This is a genomic window from Phytohalomonas tamaricis (assembly GCF_003012345.1).
GTDB classification, from domain to species: Bacteria; Pseudomonadota; Gammaproteobacteria; order Pseudomonadales; family Halomonadaceae; genus Phytohalomonas; species Phytohalomonas tamaricis.
On sequence record NZ_PVRV01000024.1, the window covers coordinates 243,166 to 268,377 of the forward strand.

At 54.3% G+C, this 25,212-nt stretch carries 22 protein-coding genes; 9 read left to right on the top strand and 13 right to left on the bottom strand.

Annotation, left to right across the window (positions count from 1 at the left end; genetic code table 11):
* Window positions 1–51 precede the first annotated feature (51 nt).
* From rfbD to C3Z11_RS14960, 4 genes are all read right to left on the bottom strand, one after another.
* Window positions 52–930, bottom strand: coding sequence for a dTDP-4-dehydrorhamnose reductase (gene rfbD / locus C3Z11_RS14940; RefSeq protein ID WP_106478749.1), 879 nt, complete (start codon window positions 928–930; stop codon window positions 52–54).
* Window positions 927–2,015 carry a dTDP-glucose 4,6-dehydratase gene (gene rfbB, locus C3Z11_RS14945; RefSeq protein ID WP_106478750.1) on the bottom strand — a complete coding sequence of 363 codons (1,089 nt, stop codon included), beginning with the start codon at window positions 2,013–2,015 and terminating at the stop codon, window positions 927–929. Before rfbB ends, rfbD begins: the two co-directional genes overlap by 4 nt.
* A 67-nt stretch (window positions 2,016–2,082) precedes the next feature.
* Complete coding sequence (cysQ, locus tag C3Z11_RS17370; protein ID WP_317450683.1) at window positions 2,083–3,558, bottom strand: 3'(2'),5'-bisphosphate nucleotidase CysQ; 1,476 nt, start codon at window positions 3,556–3,558, stop codon at window positions 2,083–2,085.
* Window positions 3,559–3,898: 340 nt separating this feature from the next.
* Window positions 3,899–4,843 carry a glycosyltransferase family 8 protein gene (locus tag C3Z11_RS14960; RefSeq protein ID WP_106478751.1) on the bottom strand — a complete coding sequence of 315 codons (945 nt, stop codon included), beginning with the start codon at window positions 4,841–4,843 and terminating at the stop codon, window positions 3,899–3,901.
* Window positions 4,844–4,932: 89 nt separating this feature from the next.
* Between C3Z11_RS14960 and C3Z11_RS14965 the strand changes: the two genes are divergently transcribed.
* Window positions 4,933–6,072 carry a glycosyltransferase gene (locus tag C3Z11_RS14965; protein WP_158701059.1) on the top strand — a complete coding sequence of 380 codons (1,140 nt, stop codon included), beginning with the start codon at window positions 4,933–4,935 and terminating at the stop codon, window positions 6,070–6,072.
* A gap of 60 nt (window positions 6,073–6,132) precedes the next feature.
* Here the strand turns inward: C3Z11_RS14965 and glyA are convergent, their stop codons facing one another.
* Window positions 6,133–7,395 carry a serine hydroxymethyltransferase gene (glyA, locus tag C3Z11_RS14970; protein ID WP_106479066.1) on the bottom strand — a complete coding sequence of 421 codons (1,263 nt, stop codon included), beginning with the start codon at window positions 7,393–7,395 and terminating at the stop codon, window positions 6,133–6,135.
* A 262-nt stretch (window positions 7,396–7,657) separates the two neighbouring features.
* Here glyA and C3Z11_RS14975 point away from each other — a divergent pair, with 262 nt between their 5' ends.
* The gene (locus tag C3Z11_RS14975) at window positions 7,658–9,031 is read left to right on the top strand and encodes an O-antigen ligase family protein (protein WP_106478753.1); all 1,374 of its coding nucleotides are present in this window, start codon (window positions 7,658–7,660) and stop codon (window positions 9,029–9,031) included.
* Window positions 9,032–9,229: 198 nt separating this feature from the next.
* Window positions 9,230–9,607 (top strand): hypothetical protein, encoded by a 378-nt coding sequence (locus tag C3Z11_RS14980; RefSeq protein ID WP_106478754.1) that lies wholly within the window; start codon window positions 9,230–9,232, stop codon window positions 9,605–9,607.
* A gap of 24 nt (window positions 9,608–9,631) precedes the next feature.
* Here the strand turns inward: C3Z11_RS14980 and C3Z11_RS14985 are convergent, their stop codons facing one another.
* From C3Z11_RS14985 to C3Z11_RS14995, 3 genes are all read right to left on the bottom strand, one after another.
* On the bottom strand, window positions 9,632–10,300 hold the full coding sequence (locus tag C3Z11_RS14985; RefSeq protein ID WP_106478755.1) for a hypothetical protein: 669 nt from the start codon (window positions 10,298–10,300) through the stop codon (window positions 9,632–9,634).
* A 220-nt stretch (window positions 10,301–10,520) separates the two neighbouring features.
* Window positions 10,521–13,019, bottom strand: coding sequence for an ABC transporter permease (locus C3Z11_RS14990; RefSeq protein WP_106478756.1), 2,499 nt, complete (start codon window positions 13,017–13,019; stop codon window positions 10,521–10,523).
* The gene (locus tag C3Z11_RS14995; protein WP_106478757.1) at window positions 13,016–13,753 is read right to left on the bottom strand and encodes an ABC transporter ATP-binding protein; all 738 of its coding nucleotides are present in this window, start codon (window positions 13,751–13,753) and stop codon (window positions 13,016–13,018) included. Before C3Z11_RS14995 ends, C3Z11_RS14990 begins: the two co-directional genes overlap by 4 nt.
* 52 nt (window positions 13,754–13,805) lie before the next feature.
* On the opposite strand from C3Z11_RS14995, the gene C3Z11_RS15000 reads away from it, so the two are divergent.
* Window positions 13,806–14,393 (top strand): arylesterase, encoded by a 588-nt coding sequence (locus C3Z11_RS15000; protein WP_262927427.1) that lies wholly within the window; start codon window positions 13,806–13,808, stop codon window positions 14,391–14,393.
* Window positions 14,394–14,468: 75 nt separating this feature from the next.
* On the opposite strand, the gene C3Z11_RS15005 is transcribed toward C3Z11_RS15000, so the two are convergent.
* A complete protein-coding gene (locus C3Z11_RS15005; protein ID WP_394810223.1) occupies window positions 14,469–15,344 on the bottom strand; it encodes a DMT family transporter in 876 nt (291 codons plus the stop codon).
* A 196-nt stretch (window positions 15,345–15,540) separates the two neighbouring features.
* On the opposite strand from C3Z11_RS15005, the gene C3Z11_RS15010 reads away from it, so the two are divergent.
* Entirely contained in the window at window positions 15,541–16,515 is a 975-nt protein-coding gene (locus C3Z11_RS15010) for a zinc transporter ZntB (RefSeq protein ID WP_106478760.1), read from the top strand.
* Window positions 16,516–16,543: 28 nt separating this feature from the next.
* On the opposite strand, the gene C3Z11_RS15015 is transcribed toward C3Z11_RS15010, so the two are convergent.
* Window positions 16,544–16,813: a SelT/SelW/SelH family protein gene (locus tag C3Z11_RS15015; protein WP_106478761.1), complete on the bottom strand. Its 270-nt coding sequence runs from the start codon at window positions 16,811–16,813 to the stop codon at window positions 16,544–16,546.
* A gap of 82 nt (window positions 16,814–16,895) precedes the next feature.
* On the opposite strand from C3Z11_RS15015, the gene C3Z11_RS15020 reads away from it, so the two are divergent.
* The 4 genes from C3Z11_RS15020 to ettA all read left to right on the top strand — a co-directional run bounded on the left by C3Z11_RS15020 (window position 16,896) and on the right by ettA (window position 20,997).
* The gene (locus tag C3Z11_RS15020; protein WP_262927428.1) at window positions 16,896–18,218 is read left to right on the top strand and encodes an MFS transporter; all 1,323 of its coding nucleotides are present in this window, start codon (window positions 16,896–16,898) and stop codon (window positions 18,216–18,218) included.
* A gap of 90 nt (window positions 18,219–18,308) precedes the next feature.
* Window positions 18,309–18,746, top strand: coding sequence for a PAS domain-containing protein (locus tag C3Z11_RS15025; protein WP_262927429.1), 438 nt, complete (start codon window positions 18,309–18,311; stop codon window positions 18,744–18,746).
* A gap of 129 nt (window positions 18,747–18,875) precedes the next feature.
* The gene (locus C3Z11_RS15030) at window positions 18,876–19,070 is read left to right on the top strand and encodes a PA3496 family putative envelope integrity protein (RefSeq protein WP_262927430.1); all 195 of its coding nucleotides are present in this window, start codon (window positions 18,876–18,878) and stop codon (window positions 19,068–19,070) included.
* A gap of 265 nt (window positions 19,071–19,335) precedes the next feature.
* Window positions 19,336–20,997: an energy-dependent translational throttle protein EttA gene (gene ettA / locus C3Z11_RS15035; protein WP_106478764.1), complete on the top strand. Its 1,662-nt coding sequence runs from the start codon at window positions 19,336–19,338 to the stop codon at window positions 20,995–20,997.
* 73 nt (window positions 20,998–21,070) lie between these two features.
* Here the strand turns inward: ettA and lpxL are convergent, their stop codons facing one another.
* The 3 genes from lpxL to C3Z11_RS15050 form a co-directional block, all read right to left on the bottom strand.
* Window positions 21,071–21,991 carry an LpxL/LpxP family Kdo(2)-lipid IV(A) lauroyl/palmitoleoyl acyltransferase gene (gene lpxL, locus C3Z11_RS15040; RefSeq protein ID WP_106479068.1) on the bottom strand — a complete coding sequence of 307 codons (921 nt, stop codon included), beginning with the start codon at window positions 21,989–21,991 and terminating at the stop codon, window positions 21,071–21,073.
* Window positions 21,992–22,073: 82 nt separating this feature from the next.
* Complete coding sequence (alr, locus tag C3Z11_RS15045; RefSeq protein WP_106478765.1) at window positions 22,074–23,186, bottom strand: alanine racemase; 1,113 nt, start codon at window positions 23,184–23,186, stop codon at window positions 22,074–22,076.
* A gap of 220 nt (window positions 23,187–23,406) precedes the next feature.
* Window positions 23,407–24,888, bottom strand: coding sequence for a TolC family outer membrane protein (locus tag C3Z11_RS15050; RefSeq protein ID WP_106478766.1), 1,482 nt, complete (start codon window positions 24,886–24,888; stop codon window positions 23,407–23,409).
* Between the last annotated feature and the right edge of the window lie 324 nt (window positions 24,889–25,212).

Sequence of the window (25,212 nt, forward strand, 5' to 3'; positions counted from 1 at the left end):
GTATTGGTCCTTGTTGGTGCTTGGTCTCTGCACGTCGAGCACGGTTGATGCTTATCGCCGCGCGTCAAGATATTCCGTGAGCGCTAACGCAAGCTGAGAGCGCCAATCCGGTAGCGTCACGCCAAGTGCCCGCTCAAGCTTGTTGAGAGAAAGTCTAGAATTAAGGGGGCGCTTGGCAGGTGTAGGATATTCGCTCGTAGGGATGCCGGTGACAGCTTCTGGCGTAATAGCCAATGTCTCGCCTGCCTCAAGCGCATGATGAAAAATGGCTTGAGAAAAGCCATGCCAACTGGTCGTTTCACGTGGTGCTAAATGATAAACGCCGGTATCGATACCCTGGCGCAGCGCATACTCGGTTACTTGCGCGATGAGCCTGGCAGGAGTCGGTGCTCCGACCTGATCCGCGACAACATTGAGCGCCTCACGTTCGCGCCCTAGCCGCAGCATGGTTTTCATGAAATTATTGCCGTGTGCGCTATAGACCCAACTGGTACGAAAGATCAAATAACGGCAGCCACTAGCGGCCACAGCTTCATCCCCTTCCAGCTTCGTACGGCCATAAACGCTTAGTGGCCCCGTGCCACTCGTCTCCTCCCAAGGGGCGTTGCCTGCACCAGGATAAACATAGTCACTGGAGTAATGGACTAATGTCGCTTGGTGCTTGTGGCAATAATCAGCCAATTGAGCGGGAAGCGCGGCATTCAAGCGATGGGCCAGTTCAGGCTCGCTTTCCGCCTTGTCTACTGCTGTATAGGCTGCAGCATTAACAATCAGCTCCGGCTGATGTTGCCCAAGCCACGTATTTACAGCTTCCTCATTTGCCAAGTCCAATTGCGCACGATCAGGTGCCAAGATGTTACCTAGTAAGCACAGCTGCCGTTGCAACTCGAAACCAACCTGCCCAGAACCGCCCGTTACAAGGATTTTCATAAGCTTGTTCTCTCCCCCATACCGAGACGTTCACCTTGGTAACTGCCGTCTAGTACCCGCTTCCACCAACTTTCATTGGCTAAATACCACTCTACCGTTTTACGAAGCCCCGTTTCGAATGTTTCACGTGGCCGCCAGCCTAACTCGCGCTCGATCTTGCCAGCATCTATGGCGTAGCGCAGATCGTGTCCGGGCCGGTCAACAACGAAGGTGATCTGGTCACGGTAATGGCTTTCACCTTCCTGCTTGGGCGCTAACGTTTGAAGCAGATCGCAGAGCGTTTCGACGACCTCAAGGTTGGTCTTTTCATTGTGCCCACCAATATTGTAGGTCTCACCCACTTGACCTTCCGTCGCAACCTTAACCAGCGCACGGGCATGGTCTTCTACATAGAGCCAATCGCGGATTTGCTGGCCATTACCATAAACAGGCAGTGGCTTGCCCGCCAACCCATTAAGGATCATCAGCGGGATCAGCTTTTCGGGAAAGTGATAAGGCCCATAATTGTTGGAGCAGTTGGTCACCAGCGTCGGCAGCCCAAAAGTCCGCTGCCAGGCGCGCACTAAATGATCAGAGCCAGCTTTGCTTGCTGAATAAGGCGAACTCGGCGCATAGGGCGTCATTTCCGTGAACAATCCCTCCGGCCCCTCCAGATCACCGTACACTTCATCGGTTGAGATATGATGAAACCGGAATCCCTGCGCTTTTTCAGGTGCCGACTGTTGAAGGGCCTGCCAGTAACGACGTGCCACCTCCAATAGCACCGAAGTGCCGACCACATTCGTCTGGATAAATTCAGCTGGGCCATCAATGGAGCGGTCCACATGGCTTTCCGCTGCCAAGTGCATAACCACATCGGGTTGATGCGTATCAAAGACTGCTTGCATGGCAGAGGCATCACAAATATCCGCTTGTACAAAATCGTAGCGCGCGTGCCCCTCAACCTCAGCCAACGACTCTAAATTGCCAGCATAAGTCAATTTATCAACGTTGATCACACGATGATCTGTGTTAGCAATCAATTCGCGCACTACGGCGGAGCCAATAAATCCCGCACCGCCGGTTACAAGGAAAGCCTTGCTCATTCCATAATCCTTTGTTGATAACTAAGTACTTAGTTTAACTAAGTGGACCGCTCCATTTCCCCATAGCTTAAATAAGTTTGAGAAGACGGCTGATGATCTCTGTCGGGCTCATTGTATCGGTATTAACCCTCAGCTCGACCTCTGCAGGAGCTTCATATGGGCTGTTGATACCGGTAAAGTCCTTGATCTGGCCAGCTCTTGCCTTTTTATAGAGCCCCTTAGGATCACGCTGTTCGCAAACGCCTAGCGGAGTATCGACATGTACTTCGATGAAGTTTCCTTCATCAAAAAGTGCGCGGGCGGCATCCCGTTCGGACTGGAAGGGCGAGATAAATGCCGTGATAACAATAATTCCGGCATCGGTAAACAGTTTGGCAACTTCTCCGATACGACGAATATTCTCGTTACGATCTGCTTCGCTCATGCCAAGATCCTTGCATAAGCCATGACGAATATTATCGCCGTCCAGCAGCATCGTATGACACCCGAGGCGATTCAGCTCCGCTTCTAAAGCATTAGCTAGTGTCGACTTGCCAGAACCAGAAAGCCCCGTAAACCAGATGCACTTGCCCGCATGCCCCTTGATTTGGGCGCGCATGGCGGGCGTGACGCTGGATCGGTTCCAGATGACCTCGGCCAGACTATCATTGGCGCGATGCTCATAAGGTACGCTCGGCGAGAATCCAGCAGTCTGTTCACCGGATAGGTGCTCGTCATATACGGCAGTCTTGAGTGCATCGATCCAGATCGGATCACGCTCGCCGCAGACGATGAAATAGGGATTGAGCACGCTTTCCTTGCGATTGCAGGTCAGCGGTTCAAGCGTATTGACGTCGAGCACCTCGCCCCCGGCAGCGGTGACGACCGCTTGAGCTGCCGCAGTATCCCACTCGCTGGTCGGTGCCAGCCGCGGATAAAGATCGGCTACGCCTTCCGCCACGAGACAAAGCTTGATTGAGCTGCCCATAGAAGTGCTTTCATAAGTGGGGAGCTTGGAACAGAACGTTTCAAACATGCCAGAGCTATGTGAACGGCTTCCCACTACATACCAAGGCTGCGTATCAGGCTGCGGCAGCTTGCGTACATGGATGCGTCTTTCACCTTCGGCTGAACGCTTGAAGGCGCCCTGCCCCTTCATACCCCACCAGGTCGTTCCTAATACAGGCGCATGCACGATGCCGAAAACGGGTTCACCATCTTCTACAAGTGCCACGTTTAATGTGAATTCGCCATTTTTCTTGACGAATTCCTTGGTGCCATCAAGCGGATCAATTATCCATAGGCGCTGCCAGGTACGGCGAGTCGCGAAGTGAATGTCACTGGCTTCCTCGGAGAGCACTGGAACTTCAGGCGTTATCTGTCCTAGTAGTGCAACCAGGACATGATGAGCAGCAAGATCAGCTTCTGTCAGCGGGCTGTTGTCATCCTTGTACTCGACGGCAAAATCGCGCTCGTAAATAGTCAGCACTTCGCGACCGGCGTCAATTACGCCATCGAGCAAAAGTGCAACCTGCTGAGGGGACAACGTCCAGTTTTGGCTCATCGTCAAACCTTGTCGTTAGTTGTATCAACTCGCTAGAAGCCAGTTTTCAGGAGGATAAGGCACGCTACCGCCCGAGGATTGAACGGACGCATTCCCCATGCCCAACATTAACCGTTTGATATAAAGGTCAATTTATTCAACAAAAAACAGAGTTGTAATTATGACAACTCTGTATTCATGTCTTGAAGAAAGTGATTCTACGCAAAGCGGGAGGAGCATCACACCATGGTTTGTAAATTTATATCTACACGGTAGCACTACCAAGACACACGCATCATGTTTCACAACTGCATGCTTACGTATCAAATAGTAATTGAAGTATTTACATTCATATCTCAACTTAATTCTTGAAAGTCACCTCTGCTGAGTATTTCTTTCTTTTATTATTTTTTATAAGTTTCTCAACGCTAAAGAACTTTCTAAACTTTTCTTTTATTGCAACTTGGCTAAAAATATCGTAACGCCATGCAGACTCGTTGAATAACGTTATATAAACGGATTTATAAGGATGGAGCGTAGAATAAAACCAGGGCTTGCTCTTGGCTAAGAAATGAATAACACCAGGATTTTTGATGGCTTCTTCGTAATCGTCATATGAATAACCTGAATTGGTAATTTTCTTTTTTTCATACTTTGCCCAAGTCGCGGGCTGTATATTCCAGCGCAGCGGAAGACGCTTCCATTGTTTCTCAAAAATGAGATTCAAGGCATCCTGATCGGGGAATTGCAATTCACTGCCTTTTTTTTCAAAAAGGGAAAACAGTTGGCTTTCGTAATCATCTTCTCGCCACTGCTTGAGATCGATAAGTAACGTGCCCGAGTTGAAGTATTCATTTTGAGGAAGGTTCAACGATTTTGGCGGGACTCCTAAGTTTTCCACCGCTCCGATGACTGCTCCAGATAGAGAGGTTCGCCACAGTTCGGCAAGATCGGCTGCAACCAACATGTCGCTATCCAGGTAGATAACTCTATCAATACTTCCCGGCAGCAGCGTGGCTAGGGACAATCTATAATAAGCGGCCAAACCATACCTTTTCACCGGCAAGTCATTGTAATTTCCATTATCCGGTACTACCCATAACAAAGTCCCTGCATACTTATTTACAATGCTACCTATTATTTCTTTATTTTTATCTTTTATCCCCCCATCAATAATAAAGAAGCAAAATTGCTCAGGGTTCTCCGCCTTTTGCAAGGCAGATAGAATAACCATTCCCATCCAGCGCGCGTAATTGTCGTCGCAAGCCAAGACAATATTAATATTACCGGGATTAGATGAATTCATGACATTAAAAATGGAATCTCAAGTTGTCTCAATTGTAAATCAGCACTTATAACGATAGAATTAAAAAAATTACCTCACCTGATATGATCATGCCCCAACGAATTTTACTTATCGTTAGAAGACTAAATATTGGCGGCATTGAACGCGTTACTGTCAACCTTGCCAATACGCTACATCGCCTCGGCCATGAAGTACATATTCTGACCTTGAAGAAAGGAGTCGAGCTGGCTCCGATGGAAGGCGTTATCGTTCATGAAAAGGACGTCGACAAGCAAGTACGCCGCTCGATAGCCGGTGCCAGCTATGAGCTTGCTACGCGAGCCTTCTTGAAACCCCTGCTTAAAGGCTCAGGTTTTTTCTGGCGCGGTATCTACGGACATCGCATCCTGAAGCGCTTCATTACTGATATTGAACAGCAGTACGGCACTATCGATCGTATTATCGCTCGCGGGCAAGGGGCCTTCGAAGCGATATGGCCCTATCAAGATCCACGCTTTTGGCAGGTCTGTGTTGCCCCCGTAGGCAACGAGACCGGAAAGCTCAGAGGCTTCTGGCTGCGCAAGCTGTATGAGGGCAAGCGCGTCGTCTGCAACACCAATGGGGTCAGAATTCGCCTGGAAGAAGAACTTGCCCGTCATGATATTCGTATCGATGCCTGTGAAGTCATCATGAATCCCTGCGATATCGATGCCATCCGGGCTGCTGCGGATGAGCCGGTTGATCTTCCCGCTCGCCCTTTTGTCGTGCATGTGGCGAGACTTTCTGAAGTAAAGCGACAGGAATTCCTCATTCGCGCCTATCTCGAAGCCGATATCGAAGAGGATCTGGTTATCGTTGGCGATGGCCCGATGCGTTCCCACCTTGAACAGCTTGTCGATTCCTTGGGCGTGCGTGACCGAGTGCACCTGATCGGCAGTCGGGTCAATCCCTATCCCTGGATGAAGCATGCCCGCCTGTTCGTCTTAAGTTCACGCAGTGAAGGGCTCGGTATTGTGCTGGCTGAAAGCATGATTTGTGGCACGCCCTGCGCCGCTGTCAATGCACCAGGAGGCGTGGCCGATGTGCTGATCAATGATCAGGCACGGTTATTAGCGGAAAATAACGTCTCCAGCCTGGCGGAAAAGATTCGCGAAGGGCTTGTCCGTCCGCCGGTCCTTGACGCAGAACTGATTGAGCGCTTTCGCGACACTCACATCGCCTCACAGTTTCTTGCCTTGGCCACTCATTAACTCCACATAAAAAAAGCCATGCCCAAAGAGGCATGGCTTTTTCTTTCTGTCTACACCCGATCAGGCATAGACCGGCAGACGCTTGCACACCTCACTGACCTTGGCCTTCACCTCGGCTTCGGCCTGGCTGCTGTCGCCGTTAGCCAGTGCATCAAGAATGTCACAGATCCAGCCAGCCAGTTCCTTGCACTCGGTCTCAGTGAAACCACGCGTGGTCACTGCCGGCGTACCGATGCGCAGTCCTGAAGTAACAAACGGGCTCTGCGGGTCGTTGGGCACGGCGTTCTTGTTGACTGTGATATGAGCACGGCCAAGCGCCGCATCCGCATCCTTCCCGGTAATGTCCTGCTTGATCAACGAAAGCAGAAACAGGTGATCTTCAGTACCGCCGGAGACGATGTCAAAACCACGTTCAATGAATACGCCCGCCATTACCTGAGCGTTCTTGATCACCTGTTGCTGGTAACGGGTGAACTCAGGGTCGAGCGCTTCCTTGAAGCAGACCGCCTTGGCGGCAATGACATGCATCAGCGGGCCACCTTGCCCACCGGGGAACACGGCGGAATTCAGCTTTTTATAGACATCGGCATCGCCACAGGCTGATAGGATCAAACCACCACGCGGGCCACGCAGCGTCTTGTGCGTAGTAGTAGTGACGACATGAGCGTGCTGCATCGGGCTCGGATAGAGACCAGCGGCGATAAGCCCTGCAATGTGCGCCATGTCGACAAAGAAGTAAGCTCCCACTTCATCGGCGATGTCACGGAAACGTGCCCAGTCAATGACCTGCGAATAGGCAGAGAATCCGGCAATGATCATCTTCGGCTGATGCTCACGAGCCAGGCGTGCAACCTCGTCGTAGTCGATCAAGCCTTCGTCGTTCAAACCGTACTGCACAGCGTTGTAATGCTTACCCGAGAAACTCGGCTTGGCACCATGGGTCAGGTGGCCGCCGGCGTCGAGACTCATGCCAAGAATAGTGTCGCCTGGTTTGACCAGTGCCTGAAATACCGCGCTATTAGCTTGGGAGCCTGAATGCGGCTGAACGTTGGCATAATCGCAGCCGAACAGCTCACAGGCGCGATCGATCGCGAGCTGCTCGACCTTGTCGACGAATTCACAACCGCCGTAGTAACGCTTGCCCGGATAACCTTCGGCGTACTTGTTGGTCAGCTGCGAACCCTGGGCCTGCATCACACGCGGACTGGTATAGTTTTCAGAGGCGATCAGCTCAATGTGTGCTTCCTGACGCGCAACCTCTTCTTCCATTGCGCGCCACAGCGTGTCATCGAAACCAGCAATGGACATGTCACGGCTGAACATGTGGAATTCCTCGACGTTAAGACCGTTAATCGCGAGCGTAACCTTCATTATCGCGCCAGGCTCGCGGTTTAAATTCAGGTCGTCATCATACAGGAGGGCCGCTTGGCTTTCACTTGAAAGGACATCATGCAAAGGCTTAAAAGCGCTCACGTTAAAAATGCCAGTACATGAATAAAATGGTAAAACTCTTCTCGCGTATTCACTATTGGATTACGTAGGTGACATTACATTTCTTTATCTTGAAGAGCAGGAAAACTCTCCAGTGCCTTTACCGCTTTCGTACTCGTCTCGGTTTTCCAGCCCCACTCAGGCGCGCTTACACATTATAGGTCTGGTCTCTGTACTGGCTTATGCAGGCTTCTGGATCATCAATCTTGATATTTCGCGCTCGTTCGAGCCGCTGTTGATGCTGGCCTACCTTATTGCCCTGGCTTTGCATCCCCAGCGCAAAGCAGCCATCAAGGATCCACTCTGGTGGTTATTGGGGTTATGGATTTTATTGCAGTTTTTCACCCTGCCCTTTGCCTTCGAGCGTTTCCCTGATTACGCCAAGGAGCAGATTAACGATGTGCGCGGCTACACCAAACTGTTTCTCATTTTGCCGGTAGCCTGGGTACTGGCCGCACGCCATCGCTATGGCATGTGGATGCTGGCTGTATTGTTTATTGGCATGCTAATCGGCTCGCTATGGCATGGTGAGGGATTGCGGCTGATGCACATCATCGAGCAGGGCCAACGTCCTACGCTAGGTTTTCATAATTGGGAGCATGCGGGCGTTAGCTGTGGTGTGGTACTGATTGCGCTGACCTGTTTTGCAGGCCGTTTTATGGCATGGACTGCCTCACGTAGGAACAAGGCTTTGGCATGGCTAGCCCGGCTGGGCTATGTGATGCTATTTGCGCTAGCAGCGTTTGGTGAGCTTATCGTACAGACCCGCGCAAGTTGGCTTGGTCTGGTTGTGGCTTTCATAATGGGCATTGCTGGCTTGCTTATTTTACTGCGCAAGCAAAATGCATATCGGCATCCTGCCATACGCCGCAATGTACTGGCCGGATTGGTAGCCTTCGTTGCGCTAGCGTCGATAGCCGGGACGTTATACGGTGAAAAAATTTCAAACCGTGTTTTCGCCGAACATCACATCATGGAGGAAATACTCGAAGGCAATCTTCACAACGTGCCGTACTCCAGCATCGGCTTTCGCATTCATGTCTGGAATCATGCATTGGAGTGGATTAGCGAACGGCCGCTGACAGGCTGGGGGCCTCAGAGTCACAAGCCGCTGATTATCAGTAGCGGCATGCCTGAGCGCATCGTCATTGGACAGAATCTCACCCACACCCACAACAGTTATCTTGAACTGCTCGTTGCTTATGGGTTTCTCGGGCTAGCTATCTATGTGGCAGTCGCCGTAGAGGTCGCCCGCAGCGCCTGGCAGAGCTGGCGTCGCGGTGACATGCCAACCGACGTGATGGCCTTCGCTTCGCTGTTTTTTATATTCTGGTTGATCGTTAATCTTTTCGAGAGCTATTTCATGTATCGCACCGGAGTATATTTTCATGCGCTGATTGGTGGGCTTGTCTACAGCTATGGAATACGACGGCGCATGTATCCATCTGTTGTTCAAGTACCAACCTGATTTTCGCGTTACGCTACATAGCTTCATTGTTCAGCCGCCTTTCAGGCGGCTTTTTGTTTGCCTCAGCTTTTATCGGTACGAGTACGCTGCACTATTTGTACCTGCTCAATGGAACTTCAGATCACTGCTGCTTTCCATAGAAGAGCCGACAAAATAATGACGACGGATCAGCAAACACAAGACAGGAGTCATGAGGTAATGAATAACGATAAAGCTCATCGAGAGCCACGCATCAACAGCACTAACGGCCATTCAAACCATCAAAATGATCATTTAAAGCTACGCGAAGCCTTCAGGATGCATGAACAGCAATGGCGCATGGCATTGGAAGATGACTTAAATGATGAGCCATTATCATCCGGCTGGAAGCATCGCTGCCGAGGTCCCTTGGCAGTCTGTGCGATTCTCGCTACCGCCTCGGCATTGATTCTTGGTCCGAGCACCTCAGTTGGCCAGCACATCCATCATGAAATCTCCCACACCCTCGCACAATTCACGATGCCGCAGAGCAGCGACCATGCGCCATCAGCGCCATCGCCGATCTATCAGTCCAGTACGCCCGAATCGGCCTCGTAAACAGATTTTTCATGTCGTGGCAGATCAGGCAACTGAGGCAGCACTCCTGTGCAGCCGCCTAGCCAAAAACAACAGCTCCATTACCGCAAACAGTACCAACAGATAGCCGATCATCTCTGTGCCCTCCTCGGCGGCATTCTTGATTGAGCGGCTATAGTCCTGCTCCAGTACCGCCATCCAGAATGCACTTCTGCCATATAAACGTGCGAAGACGTACACCACTAGAAAGCCCGCCAAAAACAGCCCGTAAGACGCTGTAGTGCTGTAATACTTTAATTCCCTCATTAATCGACGACGTTTCTTCCAGGTGTAAATCAACGTCGGCACAGCAAGCAGCGCCACCAGAATCTTCCAGCAGCCATCGAAGAGATAGTCATCCAGAAAAGCGTCCTGCTCGCGGATCAACGAGGCCAACAGGAAACTTGCCATGATCAGCGTGCCGGTACGAAACAGACTGAAACGGGCACGGATATATAGAAGCAGCAACGGCGAGACAAATAGAATGAACGTCTGCGTCAGTTCGGTAATCGAAAGTTCGGTGAATTTAATCGCATCGCCGTCGAGTTGAGCGTCCCACATCATCAACTGAGCGGCCAGAGCCGTCAGCGCAATATATATTACTAGCCGTAAAAAGAAGGAAGCGTCCTGCTTTTTTTGTAAGGCCGCAGGTAAAGGAACGTTGGGGGAAGGCATAGGAAATGAACCATGATTGGTAAGCGTGTTAACGACTATCTTAACATTTCCTTAACCTTTGCGGGATGTGCAACGATGAGATAAAGGTACAGGGTAACCTGTCACCGTACTGACAGCGCTCTCCTCCCGCGTCAATGAGATGAAGGCATATCCGCTGAGGTCAAAGCAGTATTGACCTCAGCGGATACGTTATCCATAAACCTTTTACTCAGGTGCGGCTCTATTCTTCGCCTAATAGATTCAAGCTGGTCATTGGGGCTTGCTTACGCAGCGGTCGCGACAGTAAATGGCCGATCATACCGATCAGCAACGCTCCGCCGAGTGGCAGTACAATCCACAATAGCCAGTGCAGTCGCGGATCGAGATCAAGCCAGCCGGCATAGAGTATTGCTGCCGCGCCATCTGCCAGAAGCGCTGCAAGTACGCCACTCGAAAAGCCGAGCAAACAGAATTCGCTCATCTGTACGCGCGCGAGTCGCTTGTCTCCCGCCCCAAATACACGCAGTAATGCGCCCTCATGCGCTCTGGCCGGGCGCGATGCCGTCAACGCAGCATAAAGCACTGAAATACCGGCCAACAGCACAAAAACCAGCACCAACTCGATGGCGCGAGCCACTTGCCCCAGCAGATCACGTACCTGGCTCAGGATCGCATCGATATCCAGCAGAGAGACCGCCGGAAAGCGTTTAACCAGCGAGCCGAGTTGACGCTGATCGTTGCCAGGCAGGTAAAAGGCAGTGATGAAACTGTGGCTATAGCGTTCCAGCACACCCGGTGGGAAGATCACGAAGAAATTAGGCTGGAAGCTCTCCCAATCCACTTTTCTCACGCTGGCGATCTGCCCAGTGAGTTCATCGCCACCAATATCAAAGGTCAAACGGTCACCGATACCGAGGCCAAGGCGCTCGGCAAAGCGGTCGGCCACTGACAACGGCACCGGTGCCTGCGTGGCGGAATCTCGCCCGAACCACTCGCCCTCTTCCAGCGTGTTGCTCTGCGGCATCTCGGCCCGCCAAGTCAGGTTGATTTCCCGCTGCAAGTTGCCGTCATTGCGGGCATCTACGGGCACCTCGTCACGCGGGTGTTGACCATTGATCGCGACGATGCGGCCGCGCACCATCGGGAACACATCGCTGCGCTGATCGGTAATGCCATCAAGGGCACGGATAAAATCGTCGCGCTCGCTCGGCTGAATATTGATGGCAAACTGGTTGGGAGCATCGGGTGGCAGGCGCTCCTGCCACGACGAGATCAGATCGCCCCGCACCAGTGCAATCAACCCCATTGCCGCAAACGTCACCGCAAAAGCAATGATCTGCCCTAGGCTTGCCTGTCGCCGTCGCGCCAGTTGGCGTGCGCCCAGCCGCCAGGTCAACGGCAACCAGCGGGCAACGCGTAAAAGCCCAGCCAGCCAGATACGTGCGACATACCATAGCACCGCAAGCGCGATCAGCCCGCCGACCAGTAAACCCGCCGAGAGTTTGAAATCACCGCTGTAGAGCCACAGTAGTGCACCAAAAATCAGGCTGGCCATGGCGACCACGACCCACGCCGCCGCAGGCAGCGGATCGAGTTCACGGCGCAGCACTTTCAATGCACTAACACGCTTAAGCCGAATCAAGGTCGGGCCAGCAAAACCGATCAGTACCGCAAGTGCCGTCAGCACTCCCAGCAAGAGCGGTAACAGTCCTGGCGGCGGTAGTTCAAGGGGCAGAAACTGCACCAGTAGTTTCAGCAACGCCCATTGGCCAATCAAGCCGATAACGGCGCCGATGGCCGCTGCAGCCAGTGCCAGCCAGGCAAGCTGGAAGACAAATAGTTGTGTCAGTTGACGCTGAGTCGAGCCGAAGCAGCGCATCAGTGCCGCAGTATTGAGATGACGATCAACATAGCGCCGGGTTGCCATCGCGACAGCAACACCCGCCAGCAGGACGGCAGCCAACCCTGAGAGACTGAGATACTGCTGTGAGCGCTCCAGTGCCCGCCCCAAGCGCGGACTGTCTTCACGCACATCCATGACGCGAATACCGCGATTTTTCCAATTCTCAAGCTGAGCATCGAGTGCGTTGATCGCAGCAGGCGGCCCCTTGGCCAACAAGCGATAAGTGACCCGGGAACCGGGCTGTACTAAGCCGGTGTTCTCCAGATCAGACCGATTCAGGATGATGCGTGGGTTGAAGCTGGCAAACCCTACGTTCTGCTCAGGCTCTTCAACAATCCAGGCCCCAACGGTGAAACGCGCCTGCCCAAGCTTTAGTACATCGCCCAGTTGAAGATTGAGTACCTGTCCCAGGCGAGGCTCTATCCAGACCGTATTGGCCGGAGGAATGCCGCTCGCCGCTACGTGACCTTGCCCGCGATCAAGAGTTACCGCGCCGTACAGCGGATAGCCCGGCTCGACCGCCTTGAGACTGCCAAGCTGGAAGGCATCCCCATGACTAGCCATCGACACGGTATTGACCTGTTCAATGACCTTAAGGCCTGTTCCCGTTAATCGGTCACGGATCTCTGCCTCGAAAGGCGATCCTTTCACCAGTACCAGATCGCCACCGAGCAGCTGCCCCGCCTGACGTTCAAGCGCACGATCAATGCGATCAAGAAAGAAACCGATCATGGTCGTCGCCGCGACCGCCAGTGCCAACGCCACAAACAGCGCGCGAACATCGGCAGCGCGCAGATCACGCTTCACACCTACCAGCGACAAACGCAGCATTGTCATAGGCCCGCCTCCGTCGGCTGACGTTCATGCAGGCGGCCATGTTCAAGCGTCAGTTGACGGTCACAGCGATTGGCCAGGGTCAGATCATGAGTAACCAGCACCAACGTCGTGCCCGAAGCGCGGTTGAGGCCAAACAGCAAGTCAGCGATGCGCTGGCCCGTATCACGGTCGAGATTTCCGGTCGGCTCGTCGGCAAAGACCAGATCCGGCTCGGTGACAAAGGCACGCGCAATCGCCACGCGCTGCTGCTCACCGCCCGAGAGCTGCTTGGGCAGATGGTGCATGCGCTCCACCAGCCCGACCCGCTCAAGCCACTCCCGCCCACGTGAACTATTCATGCCCGAATCGGTCAACTCCTGGGGCAGCAAAACGTTCTCAAGTGCAGTCAGTGTCGGTAGAAGCTGGAAATTCTGAAATACGAACCCTACTCTTCCGGCACGCAGCCGGGCACGGCCATCCTCATCAAGCGCCGCCAGGGACTGCCCGAACATCTCAAGCTCACCGCCGCTGGGCGTATCGAGCCCAGCCAAGAGGCTCAATAGCGTTGACTTGCCGGCTCCTGAGCTGCCGAGTATCGCAACGCTCTCTCCAGCGACCACATCAAGTGAAAGACCTTCTAGAATGGTCAGTATCCGTTCACCACTGGTGACTTCCTTATTGAGATTACGCGCCATGAGCACCGATGCCGTGGCAGCCGCTTTTGTATTATCCGCAGCCTGAGAGGTAGTAGACATAATGCACAGAATTCCTTTGACGTTTCGAAGCAGTGTCATTGCACGCGTGCTCATGCTCGTATCAGGCCTATTGCTGGCCGGTATGGCACGAGCAGATACGGTGTTAGTGCTCGGTGACAGTCTGAGCGCCGCCCATGGCATCGATCGCGATGCAGGCTGGGTCCATCTGCTGCAGCAGCGTCTTGGCGATGAACATCGCGTCGTCAATGCCAGTATCAGCGGCGACACCACCTCCGGTGGTCTGGAGCGCCTTCCTGATGCGCTTGAGAAGTTTAACCCCGATGTCGTCCTGCTTGAGCTGGGTGGCAACGACGGGCTGCGTGGCCTACCGCCAGAGCAGATGAAGAACAATCTCGCCCGCATGATCGAAATGAGTCAGGACGCCGGTGCTCGCGTCGCGCTGCTCGGCATCATGATTCCCCCCAACTATGGCGAGAGCTATGCCAACGCGATCCGCGATGTTTATCCGCAGCTCGCCAAACAGTACGACATCCCCTATGTACCTTTTATCCTAGAAGGTGTTGCGCTACATGACGACCTGATGCAGCGCGATCAGATCCATCCTAACGCCAAGGGCCAGCCGATCATGCTGGATAACATCTGGCCGGTAGTGACGGACGTACTGAACGATAACGCTTGATCGAACGTAGAACTCTGTGATGCAAGCCGCTCATTCGAGCGGCTTTTAATTGGCGAACAGGTGCTAACGCACGGACTAATGCTCTGCCACAGCATCATCCTGCGGCGCCTTCTGCAACTGCTGCATTCCTAAACCGCCAAGAATCAGCACCAGCCCAAGCAGCGTTGACGACAGGATTGGCTCGCCAATCACAACATGAAGCAGCAGCAGCGAGATCGGCGGTGACAAGAAGATCAGATTCGATACCTTTGCCGTACGCGAGACGGTATGTACCGCCAGTTGCCACAGCACGAAGGCTATTCCCATCTCGCACAAGCCCACATAGACACCCGCGCCAAGGCTTGCCCAACCGTGCCATTGCAGGCCGGTCTGCCAGAGCATCAACCCCCATAGCACGGGTAGCCCAACGGTAAAGTTCTGCCACTGCGCGACAAGCGGTGCACGCTCATCACGGCGATTGAACAGCCAATACAGCGCCCACAGCAACGTACTGAACAGCGCCAGCCCCACGCCCACCGGGTCGGCAAAGTTCACATTGAACACGTCACCCCGGGTCGCGATTACCCATACCCCGGCATAGCTGATCAGGCCTGCCGCCAGATCAACCAGCGTCAGGCGCTGTTTGAGAATCGGCACGGCAAGCAAGGCCATGGTTAGCGCCCACGTATAGTTGATCGCCATAGCCTCCTGCCCCGGCAAACGATCATAGGCGGCAAACAACATCAGGTAATAAGCGACGGGATTCATCATCCCCGCCCAGAGCGCCTGGTGCCAGCCATGGCGCAGCGCTGTAGGCATCTCGCCCTTGCGCATTACCAGCATGCTAATAAATGCCCAGGACACTAACGCCGCAATACTCATCAGCTCGATCGGTCGCATGGTTGCAAGCGACCATTTGAATGCCGTCGCCACGGTTGACCACAGTCCCACCGCTCCCACGCCATAAAGCATTGCACGCTGATCCCGAGTCACTGCTTATGCTCCTTGCCTGTCGTATAAACGAAACGCATCATGGCGTTCACAATGTTGCGACGCTAGCAGGATACAACGGCCTGTGCGATACGTTTGACTGCCGCGCCTGCCGTCATTTACGCCCTGCAGAACGCGCTCAGCACATCAATATCATCATTCAGAACAGGAACACGGCATGTCGCAGCCTCAGACCTCTTTTGTCGCCGCCTACCGGCTTGATGGACAAGGTGGAGGGGAAGCCCTCGATAACCAGGCACTACAGGAGCGTTGGCAACATGACGATGGGCAGCTGTGGATGCACCTCGACTTCAGCTTCGATGACGTCAACACCTATTTACACGATATTGCTGCCCTGCATGAAGATGTTATTGAAGCGCTGGTTGAGGAAGACACTCGTCCTCGTGTCGCCCGTTTTTCCGGAGGGTTGGTCACGACCCTGCGCGGCGTCAATCTCAACCCCGGCTCGGCGCCTGAGGATATGCTCTCGCTGCGGGTATGGATCACACCCAACCGCTTGATCACCCTGCGTCGGCGGCCTTTGCAGTCGGTGCTGCGCGTGCGTGAGTATCTTCATGCGGGCGAAGGTGCACGCAATGTCGCTGAACTGCTCGCCGGCATGGCCGATGCGATTATCGACCGAGTCGGTGATCTCAGTCACCGGATCGATACCCAGCTCGGCGAACTCGAAGAAAATCAGCTCAACGACATCGATATTGATGGTGATGACCTGACGCGGGTGAGAAGACCGCTGATCACGCTACGTCGTTTCATGGAGCCGCAGAGCCACTGCCTGAGCAAGCTTGCCGAAGACACCAGCGGTCTGGATGAAACCGCACGGCTGTGGCTGCGTGAATCGGCCAACCTGCTCTATCGTTACGTCGAGGATTTCAATGCCATGCAGGAGCGCGCGCTGATTCTGCAGGAGCAGATATGGAACGAACATAACGAACGCCTCAATGAGCGCATGTACCTGATGGCGATCATGACGGCGATATTCCTGCCGCTGACCTTTCTGACCGGCCTGCTTGGCATCAACGTCGGCGGCATTCCCGGCGCGGAGAGCCCGCTGGGATTCGTCAGCGTCGTGTTCCTAAGCTTGCTCGTCGGCGCCGGCGTCATGGCCGTACTGAAGCGCTGGCACTGGTGGTAAGCCGTATCGCCATCACTTGCTGTTCGGACTAACGATCGATATGGCCCAGGTCACGCTCCGGGTCGAGGCGGTCGCGCACACGCCGCTTTAGCTCCTTGATATCGGGGAAACCACCGTCGCGCTTACGTTCCCAGATCACTTCATCATCGGCGATCACATCGAAGTGACCACCATGACTTGGGGCAAGCGCGACCTGCTCAAGATCCTCACCGAAGGTTTGCAACAGCTCCTGGGCGTACCAGCCAGCACGTAATAGCCAATGGCACTGGGTACAATAATGAATGGTAATACGCATCAACGTTTCTCCATGTGTAGTGATAGTGGATCTTTCGCCTTGGCCGCCCTTGACGCCTCATTACATAACCGCAGAAGGACCTGCCGTGCCTGATGACAATAAGGAACTGTCTCTGAACCATGCCTACGAATGGCTGACCGGAGATAGCGATGGGCGTACTTGCAAGGATATCCCTGAAGACGCCTGCCATGAACAACCCGGTAATTTTTTACGCCAACTGCTCGCGTCACTGGGCAATAAGCTGGCGGATGAAATGGCCAGTGCGCGTCTGATTCTGCCTTGGCTAATGGGCGCGATCGGTGCACCAGTATGGATGATCGGCCTGCTGGTGCCACTGCGAGAAGCCGGCGCGCTGTTGCCACAGTTGATAGTAGCCGGGCTGATCCGTCCACTGCCCAGGCGCAAATATGTTTGGGCGCTAGGCAGTCTGATGCAATGCTTATGTGCAGCCTTGCTCGCGCTGCTGGCCGTGTTCGGACAGGGCGGTTGGGGCGGCGCACTGGTGCTGGCGACGTTGGCCCTGCTCTCCTTGGCACGAGGCGTAGCATCGATCGCTACCAAGGATGTACTCGGTAAGACCATCGACAAGCAGCATCGTGGCGCCCTGCTCGGTTGGAGCGGTAGCCTGGCCGGGGCCGCCACACTCATTGCCGGTGCCGTTTTGGTGCTTTTCGATGATCGCCCCAGCCAGCTTGCCCTGGCGGCCTTGCTCGCTATCGCAGCGCTAGGCTGGGGAGTCAATGCGCTATTCTCAGCGCTAATTCGTGAAGTACCCGGAGCAACCGAAGGCGGTGAAAATGCCTGGAGAACCCTTGTACGCGGTGGGCATAAACTTCAAGAGGATCGCGATTTCCGTCGCTTCAACCTGTGTCGCGCGCTGCTGCTGTCAAGCGCCCTGGCACTTCCCTATATCGCCCTGCTTGGTCAGGGTAAAAGCGGCTCTAATCTCAAGGGACTGGGCATTTTGATCATTCTATCCGGGCTTGCCAGTATGATTGCCAGCCCTATCTGGGGCAGGCTCGCCGACCGCTCCAGCAAGAATGTGATGCGCGATGCCGGGCTTGGCGCAGCCATCTGCTGTGCACTGACAGCGCTGTGCGCCTGGCTGCCTTTTGCCTGGACCGCCACCATTTGGCCTTATGCGGTGCTCTATGCCCTACTAGTAATCGCTCATGCCGGAATCCGACTGGGGCGCAAGACCTATGTCATCGATCTTGCCAGCCAACAGGAACGCGCACTCTATGTAGCACTATCCAATACGCTGACTGGCGGTTTGCTGCTGATGCTAGGCGCAGCAGCAGGGGCGCTTGCTCATTGGCTGGGCAGTGCTGCAGTCTTGACCATTCTCGCTGTCACCATGCTTTGTGCCGCAGGGCTTGCCCATCGCTTGCACGAGGTCGAACAATAGTAGACATTTCATACTCATACGGGCACGTCAGGATAATAAGCTTATTCATGGACGTGCCTTCTAACGAATCATTTCACAGGACGGCGATTGATGACGACTCCCCCACCCATGATTAGCCCCGAACTGCTTGAACGTGTCGTAAACGCCTCCGTTGACGGTATTGTGGTGGCTGAACGTGAAGGTAACGAAGACATTCTGATTTATGTCAATCAGGGATTTGAGCACCTGACCGGCTACAGTGCTGAAGATATTCTCTACCGTGATTGCCGCTTTTTGCAAAACGGTGACAATCAGCAGCCGGGACTCGACCGCTTGCGCAAGGCATTGGCAGCCGGCGAAACATGCAAGGAAGTTATCCGCAATTATCGCAAGGATGGCAGCATGTTCTGGAACGAGCTGTCTATCACTCCGGTTCACAACGATGAAGATCATTTGCTTTACTTCATCGGGATACAAAAGGATGTGACCGATCTGGTCGAGGCTCAGCAGGAGTTGGAAAAGCTTAAGTCCCGCCTTGAGAATGACTAATTAACAAAGACTATCAAGGCTATTCAGGTAAATTTCATCATTGTCAATGCTTTTTTCTTGCCTCTCTTTGAAAAGAACGTTATACAGCGAGCTTACACGCATTATCGTTTTTTCATGGGAGGCGACGCTATGAGCACCGAGCTATATCTCGATGACAGTGACGACTTCGAGGCCATGAACGATGGCAATTACGGCGAATCAAAATCCCGTAATATCAAGGACACCCTCGGCGCACGCCGACGTGTGGAAGCACTTCTCGAAGAGCGTCGGTTACAACAAAATATCGAAGACGATTGGGACTTCGATGACAATGAAGAAGAGTAATTTTCATCTTCTTGATCAATGAAACCAAAACGGACGCTCAGGCGTCCGTTTTCATTGCTATTGCCATCCCGGCAACACGATAAGACCGACGCCGGCAAGCGAACAAGGGCATACACTGGTGTTAGCTGCGTTGTATCACTATCATCGTATCACTTGAACGGGCATGCTAGTCACACAGTCAGGTGTCGCTGAAGGAGCCAGAGACGCGGCACATGCATGATAGAATTCATCCCTTTTCACCCTCTCAACCACTAACCGGATTCCCATGGCGCAATACGTTTACACCATGAATCGGGTGGGTAAGACCGTCCCGCCTAAACGCGAAATTCTCAAGGATATTTCACTCTCCTTTTTCCCAGGCGCCAAGATCGGCGTATTGGGCTTGAACGGTGCCGGTAAATCTTCACTGATTCGCATCATGGCCGGTGTCGATCAGGAGTATCACGGCGAAGCGCGGCCAATGCCGAATATCAATGTCGGCTATCTACCGCAGGAGCCGCAGCTCGACGACGAAAAGACTGTCCGCGAGATTGTCGAGGAAGCCGTCTCCGAAATTACCGAAGCCCAGCAGAAGCTTGACGCTGTCTACGCGGCCTATGCAGAGCCGGATGCCGACTTCGATGCACTCGCCGCCGAACAGGCGCGCCTTGAAAACCTGATCGAGGCCAGCGATGCCCATAACCTGGAACGCAAGCTGGAAGTTGCTGCCGATGCGCTGCGCCTCCCGCCCTGGGAGGCCAAGGTCGGTAATCTCTCCGGTGGCGAGCGCCGCCGCGTGGCGCTGTGCCGGCTACTGCTTTCCAACCCTGACATGCTGCTGCTCGATGAGCCCACCAACCACTTGGATGCGGAATCGGTCGCGTGGCTTGAGCGCTTTCTGGTCGAATACACCGGCACCGTAGTCGCCGTTACCCACGACCGTTACTTCCTCGACAACGCTGCGGGCTGGATTCTCGAACTCGACCGGGGCCGCGGCATTCCTTTTGAAGGCAACTACTCCGCCTGGCTTGAAGGCAAGGAAAAGCGCCTTGAGCAGGAAGCCAAACAGGAGGCTTCCCGTCAGAGGGCCATCAAGCAGGAACTCGAATGGGTTCGACAGAATCCTAAGGGGCGTCAGGCCAAGAGCAAGGCGCGTTTGTCCCGCTTCGAGGAAATGCAATCCGGCGACTTCCAGAAGCGCAACGAGACCAACGAGATCTACATTCCGCCCGGTCAGCGTCTCGGGGACAAGGTGATCGAGCTTCATAACGTCACCAAGCGCTTTGAAGACAAGGTCCTGTTCGAGAACCTGTCATTCTCCGTCCCCAAGGGGGCGATTGTCGGTATCGTCGGCGGTAACGGCGCGGGGAAATCGACGCTTTTCAAGCTGATTACCGGCAAGGAACAGCCCGATAGCGGTGAAGTGGTGATCGGTGAGACTGTCGATATCGCTTATGTCGAGCAGCTACGCGACCATCTGGATGATAACCAGACTGTGTGGCAGGCCGTTTCCGACGGGCACGATACCCTCAACATCAATGGCTACGAAGTGTCTTCGCGAGCCTATGTTGGCCGGTTTAACTTCAAGGGCAACGACCAGCAGAAGTTTCTCAGGGATCTATCCGGTGGCGAACGTGGGCGTCTGCAACTCGCCCAGACACTCAAGCAGGGCGCTAATGTGCTGCTGCTTGACGAGCCTTCCAATGACCTGGATATCGAGACGCTGCGCGCACTTGAAGAAGCCTTGCTGGCCTTCCCCGGCTGCGCTCTGGTGATATCGCACGACCGCTGGTTCCTTGATCGCGTCGCCACGCATATTCTCGCCTATGAAGGTGATTCCGAAGTGGTGTTCTTCGAAGGTAACTACACGGATTACGAAGAAGATCACCGCAAGCGGATGGGTAGCGATACCCCCAAGCGCACCAAGTACAAGCGTATCGACGCCTAAGTGATCGATACTGGCAACGCTTGAATAAAAACGCCCCTCTCAGCGGGGCGTTTTTTCTTACTGTATTTCATGCTCAGTAAGGCGACGGCTCGCCTTCCGGACGCGTCTTGAAGCGCCGATGTAACCATAAATACTGCTCGGGATGCTTGCGGATCGCCTGTTCAATGAAACCGTTGATCCGCGCGGCATCGGCCACCTCATCACCAGAGGGAAAATCCTCGAAGGCCGGAAGGTACTCAAGCGTATACGTGCGGTTGTCCGGATTGCGGTGGAACATCAAGGGCATCACAGGCGCGCCGGTCATCTTGGCAATCTTCGCCGTCAACTTGATCGATGCCGCATCGATGCCGAAAAACGGTGCGAACACGCTCGCTTCGCGACCGAAATCCTGATCCGGCGAATACCATACCGCATTCCCAGACTTGATCCGGCGCACCACACCACGCAGATCATGACGATCAATGGCCGCGCCGAAAATATGCCGTCGTGCCTTGGTCATGAAGTCTTCAAAAACGGGATTGTCATGCGGACGGTAGACCACATCGGCCGGAAAGAATAGCGAATGCAGCGCCCCGCCGAGATCGAGCGTCGAGAAGTGGATACCGATAATCAGTGCGCCCTTGCCTTGAGCCATGGCGCGCTCCATGTGCTCAGCCCCCTTGAATGTCACGCGGTCACGCATGTGCTCGGGGTTTCTGCACCAGCCGGTGGCGGTTTCGAGAATACCGATACCGTTGGCATGAAACGTCTTGCGCACCAACCGATAGTGCTCGTCCTCATTGAGTTCGGGAAAGCACAGTCTCAGATTGGTCTCGGTGATATGGCGACGACGCTTGGCGATACGCCATACCATCTCGCCTATTGCTCGTCCGACCCATAGCTTGAGCCGCCAGGGGAGCCAGGCTCCCAGACGCATCAGGGTGATAGCGAGCCAGGTAGGCCAGTAACGTGGATGGGCAAAGTTGCCGGGATAAGGGGCTTTTTTCTTGGCCATGGTCTCATAATCGATTAATGCGACAGTCAATGAAACGGCGGTCATTCTAGACCGCCGCGAAGCATACGTCACATCGCAGCCATTACTGCGGGTCGTGGTGCCCGTCGTAATAACGTCTGGGCACCCTCGGTAAAATGCCGGTCAGCAAGGTATAGCTGATGGTATCGCAGTAAACGGCAACCTCATTGACGTCAAGAGTCGTACCGTTAGGTCCGTTTCCCCATAGCGTCACCGTCGAGCCGATATCCGCCTGAGGCAGGTCGGTCAGATCAACCGTCATCATATCCATCGAGACCTTGCCAGCCACCTTGGCGCGTAAACCATCGACCAGGACCGGCGTACCGTCGACAGCATGACGATCATAGCCGTCGCCGTAACCACAGGCGACCACACCGATACGCGAAGGACGCGAGGTAACAAAGCGTCCACCGTAACCGATACGCTCCCCACTGGCGACCTCACGGACGGCGATGATTTCGCTTTGCAGCGTCATTACCGGCCGAAGACGCCGGCTCATGTCATTGTTACCTTCCAGCGGATCGGCGCCATACAACATGATCCCCGGACGATTCCACTGCCCGTGCGCCTCCGGCCATACTAGCGTAGCCGGTGAATTGGCCAAACAGACCGGAGCATCAAGACGCTCGCGCACTGCCATGACACTTGCTAGCTGCCGCTTGAAATAGGCGCTATCCAACATATCCGCTGTGGCAAAGTGCGTCATCAGATGAAGTTCACCGACGCCAGAGTGCGCTTGCAGTCGCTGCCATACGGCGTCAATGCCTTGCTCTTCGAAACCCAACCGATGCATGCCCGAGTCGAGCTTGACCCAGACCGGAACGGGCGGATCAAGATGACGCGCACATAGCGCCTCTACCTGCCAATGGGAATGCACCGCTGTCCATAGTCCTTCTCGAGAGATCACCTCAAGTTCAGAGGCATCGAAGAAACCTTCGAGCAGGACGATCGGCTGGGTAATGCCGCCTTCACGCAGCACCATCGCCTCTTCAATCGAAGCGACCGCAAAGGCCGGTGCCACATCGGCAAGCGCCTGGGCACAAGCCAGTGCCCCATGGCCGTAGGCATTCGCCTTCACAACTGCGAGCGTTTGGCTCAACGGCGCACACGCGCAGGCGAGACGATAATTATGACGCAAGGCATCAAGATCGATCATGACGTGCAACGGCCGCGCCATCGTGTTCCTCCTGGAGGGATGAAACATTTATTATTTGGGATGCAGCTCCGCAATGCACGGCTAAGATGATGAAAACTATCTAAAAAGCAAAGTAATACGCTGTAATTACCGCAAGGAATGGAGAAACCGCCACCGCTCACTCATTTACAACGAAAATGCCCGGCAAGACCGGGCATCACGTCCATACGCATCCACACATCACAACAACGTTTAAACGTACTCAACCGCCATTGGCAAGGCCGGCCATCGGATTGGAGCGGTTGTTGTACTGGCCATTACCGAGCTCGATATCACCTGTATCTTGCTTAATATCCAGGCTAACCGGTTTATCTGCGCGTAACCACTTGTTGAGCGCATCGAGACTGTCAGTATCGAGTATGCCAGCTTGTTGACGCAGCGCGAGCAGGTTAAGCACGTAGTCGTAACGCGCCCCGGCATAGTTGTAGATTGCCGTATAGAGGTTTTCCTGCGCATCAAGCACATCGACAATGGTACGTGTTCCCACCTCGTAGCCATTGCGTGTCGCCTCAAGAGAGCTGCGGTTCGATTCGATGGCGCGTTTGTAGGCTGCGACAGAAAGCACGTTACTGGCAACTTGGGAGAAGTAGGACCTTACTTGCTGCGAAGCGTCACGCAACTGATCCTCGGCCTGGAACTGAGCCTGTTCAAGCAGATAGGTATTCTGACGTACCTGTGCACTGGTAGAGCCACCGGTATAGATGGGCAGGGAAAGTTGCACACCGATGGATGCCTCTTCGCCATGACCACGCAGGTAGTCTACACTGCTGCGACTATAATCGTAGGCTGCCACGGCATCCAGCGTCGGGTAATGACCGGCACGTGCCACATCAACATTGGCGCGGGCAATATCGATACCTGCCCGTGCAGCCTGCAATGCCAGATTCTGAGAGTTCGCCATTTCCACCCAGGCACTGCGGGAGCTTGGCTGCGGGTGCTCGATAGGCAGGTCGTCGGCAAGCCCGTCGATGCTGGCATAACGCTTGCCCGTCAAGCGTTCGAGGGCTTCAAAGTTGACCTCAAGCGTGCTTTCCTGAGCGATGCGTTCGGCACGGACCTGATCATAGCTGGCCTCGGCTTCCTGCACGTCAGTAGAGGCAATCACACCGACATTGAACTGCTCTTGTGTCTGTTCACGCTGACGGCCGATAGCGCGTTCCTCGGCGCGTAGCGCATCGAGCTGATCGCGAGCCCGTAGTACTTCGAAGTAGGCATTGGCAACATCGTAGAGCACCTGTTGGCGATCTTCGGCGAGTGTCAGCGCTTCCTGCGCCGCACTGCGCTTGGCCGCCTCCAGGTTATACCAGTTGGTCGCATCAAACAGCGCCTGGGTAGCCTGCACGCTAACAGCAGTAGAGGTGTAATGGTCATCATCCGTACCTGCATTGGTACTTGCGGCAGCTGTAGTATCTGTAGCACTGGCGGCACTAGCAGTACTAGTGCTACTCGACTGGGACTCGACCACGTCGTAGTGCGTCATACTACCGCTCGCCGTGATCTGCGGTAATAAAGCCCCGCGGGCGATGTCTATCCCTTCTTTGGTACTACTGTATCCGGCTTGCGAGGCTGCAAGGCTTGCGTTATTGGCCAGCGCATCACGCGCGATCGTGAGCAGATCGGCTGCTTGGGCCTGGCTGGCCATCGAGATGGCAAACACCAGTGGCAGCACTCTGAACTTCGACATCGGAACTTTCCTGTTAAGGGACAGCACGGCCGTCCACGGGTTGAACGTCAGCAGAGAATAAACGCTCGAATGCGTGGCGTGGAATCGCAAGCTGCGGGCTTTCTTACGTCCTGCACGGATCATTTCAAAACGTCCCTGCGATGCATTGAGATTAATGCATGATAAGACGGTTTACATACAAGATCGAATGTTTATAAGCGTAATTCTATCGCGAACGCCAGCAAAAAATAAGTCGGCTTCTATAACCAGATAGGCGGAGTCTGCTTGTGGCAGGCTCCGCCTATCTTTATCTGCTACTCAAACGTGCAGCAGCTGTCCATGCGT

Excerpts from the sequence above, each read along its gene's own strand:
- rfbD (WP_106478749.1), bottom strand. The coding sequence starts at position 930 with ATGAAAATCCTTGTAACGGGCGGTTCTGGGCAGGTTGGTTTCGAGTTG.
- rfbB (WP_106478750.1), bottom strand. The coding sequence starts at position 2,015 with ATGAGCAAGGCTTTCCTTGTAACCGGCGGTGCGGGATTTATTGGCTCC.
- cysQ (WP_317450683.1), bottom strand. The coding sequence starts at position 3,558 with ATGAGCCAAAACTGGACGTTGTCCCCTCAGCAGGTTGCACTTTTGCTC.
- C3Z11_RS14960 (WP_106478751.1), bottom strand. The coding sequence starts at position 4,843 with ATGAATTCATCTAATCCCGGTAATATTAATATTGTCTTGGCTTGCGAC.
- C3Z11_RS14965 (WP_158701059.1), top strand. The coding sequence starts at position 4,933 with ATGCCCCAACGAATTTTACTTATCGTTAGAAGACTAAATATTGGCGGC.
- glyA (WP_106479066.1), bottom strand. The coding sequence starts at position 7,395 with ATGTTCAGCCGTGACATGTCCATTGCTGGTTTCGATGACACGCTGTGG.
- C3Z11_RS14980 (WP_106478754.1), top strand. The coding sequence starts at position 9,230 with ATGAATAACGATAAAGCTCATCGAGAGCCACGCATCAACAGCACTAAC.
- C3Z11_RS14985 (WP_106478755.1), bottom strand. The coding sequence starts at position 10,300 with ATGCCTTCCCCCAACGTTCCTTTACCTGCGGCCTTACAAAAAAAGCAG.
- C3Z11_RS14990 (WP_106478756.1), bottom strand. The coding sequence starts at position 13,019 with ATGACAATGCTGCGTTTGTCGCTGGTAGGTGTGAAGCGTGATCTGCGC.
- C3Z11_RS14995 (WP_106478757.1), bottom strand. The coding sequence starts at position 13,753 with ATGTCTACTACCTCTCAGGCTGCGGATAATACAAAAGCGGCTGCCACG.
- C3Z11_RS15000 (WP_262927427.1), top strand. The coding sequence starts at position 13,806 with ATGCTCGTATCAGGCCTATTGCTGGCCGGTATGGCACGAGCAGATACG.
- C3Z11_RS15005 (WP_394810223.1), bottom strand. The coding sequence starts at position 15,344 with ATGCTTTATGGCGTGGGAGCGGTGGGACTGTGGTCAACCGTGGCGACG.
- C3Z11_RS15010 (WP_106478760.1), top strand. The coding sequence starts at position 15,541 with ATGTCGCAGCCTCAGACCTCTTTTGTCGCCGCCTACCGGCTTGATGGA.
- C3Z11_RS15025 (WP_262927429.1), top strand. The coding sequence starts at position 18,309 with ATGACGACTCCCCCACCCATGATTAGCCCCGAACTGCTTGAACGTGTC.
- C3Z11_RS15030 (WP_262927430.1), top strand. The coding sequence starts at position 18,876 with ATGAGCACCGAGCTATATCTCGATGACAGTGACGACTTCGAGGCCATG.
- ettA (WP_106478764.1), top strand. The coding sequence starts at position 19,336 with ATGGCGCAATACGTTTACACCATGAATCGGGTGGGTAAGACCGTCCCG.
- lpxL (WP_106479068.1), bottom strand. The coding sequence starts at position 21,991 with ATGGCCAAGAAAAAAGCCCCTTATCCCGGCAACTTTGCCCATCCACGT.
- alr (WP_106478765.1), bottom strand. The coding sequence starts at position 23,186 with ATGGCGCGGCCGTTGCACGTCATGATCGATCTTGATGCCTTGCGTCAT.
- C3Z11_RS15050 (WP_106478766.1), bottom strand. The coding sequence starts at position 24,888 with ATGTCGAAGTTCAGAGTGCTGCCACTGGTGTTTGCCATCTCGATGGCC.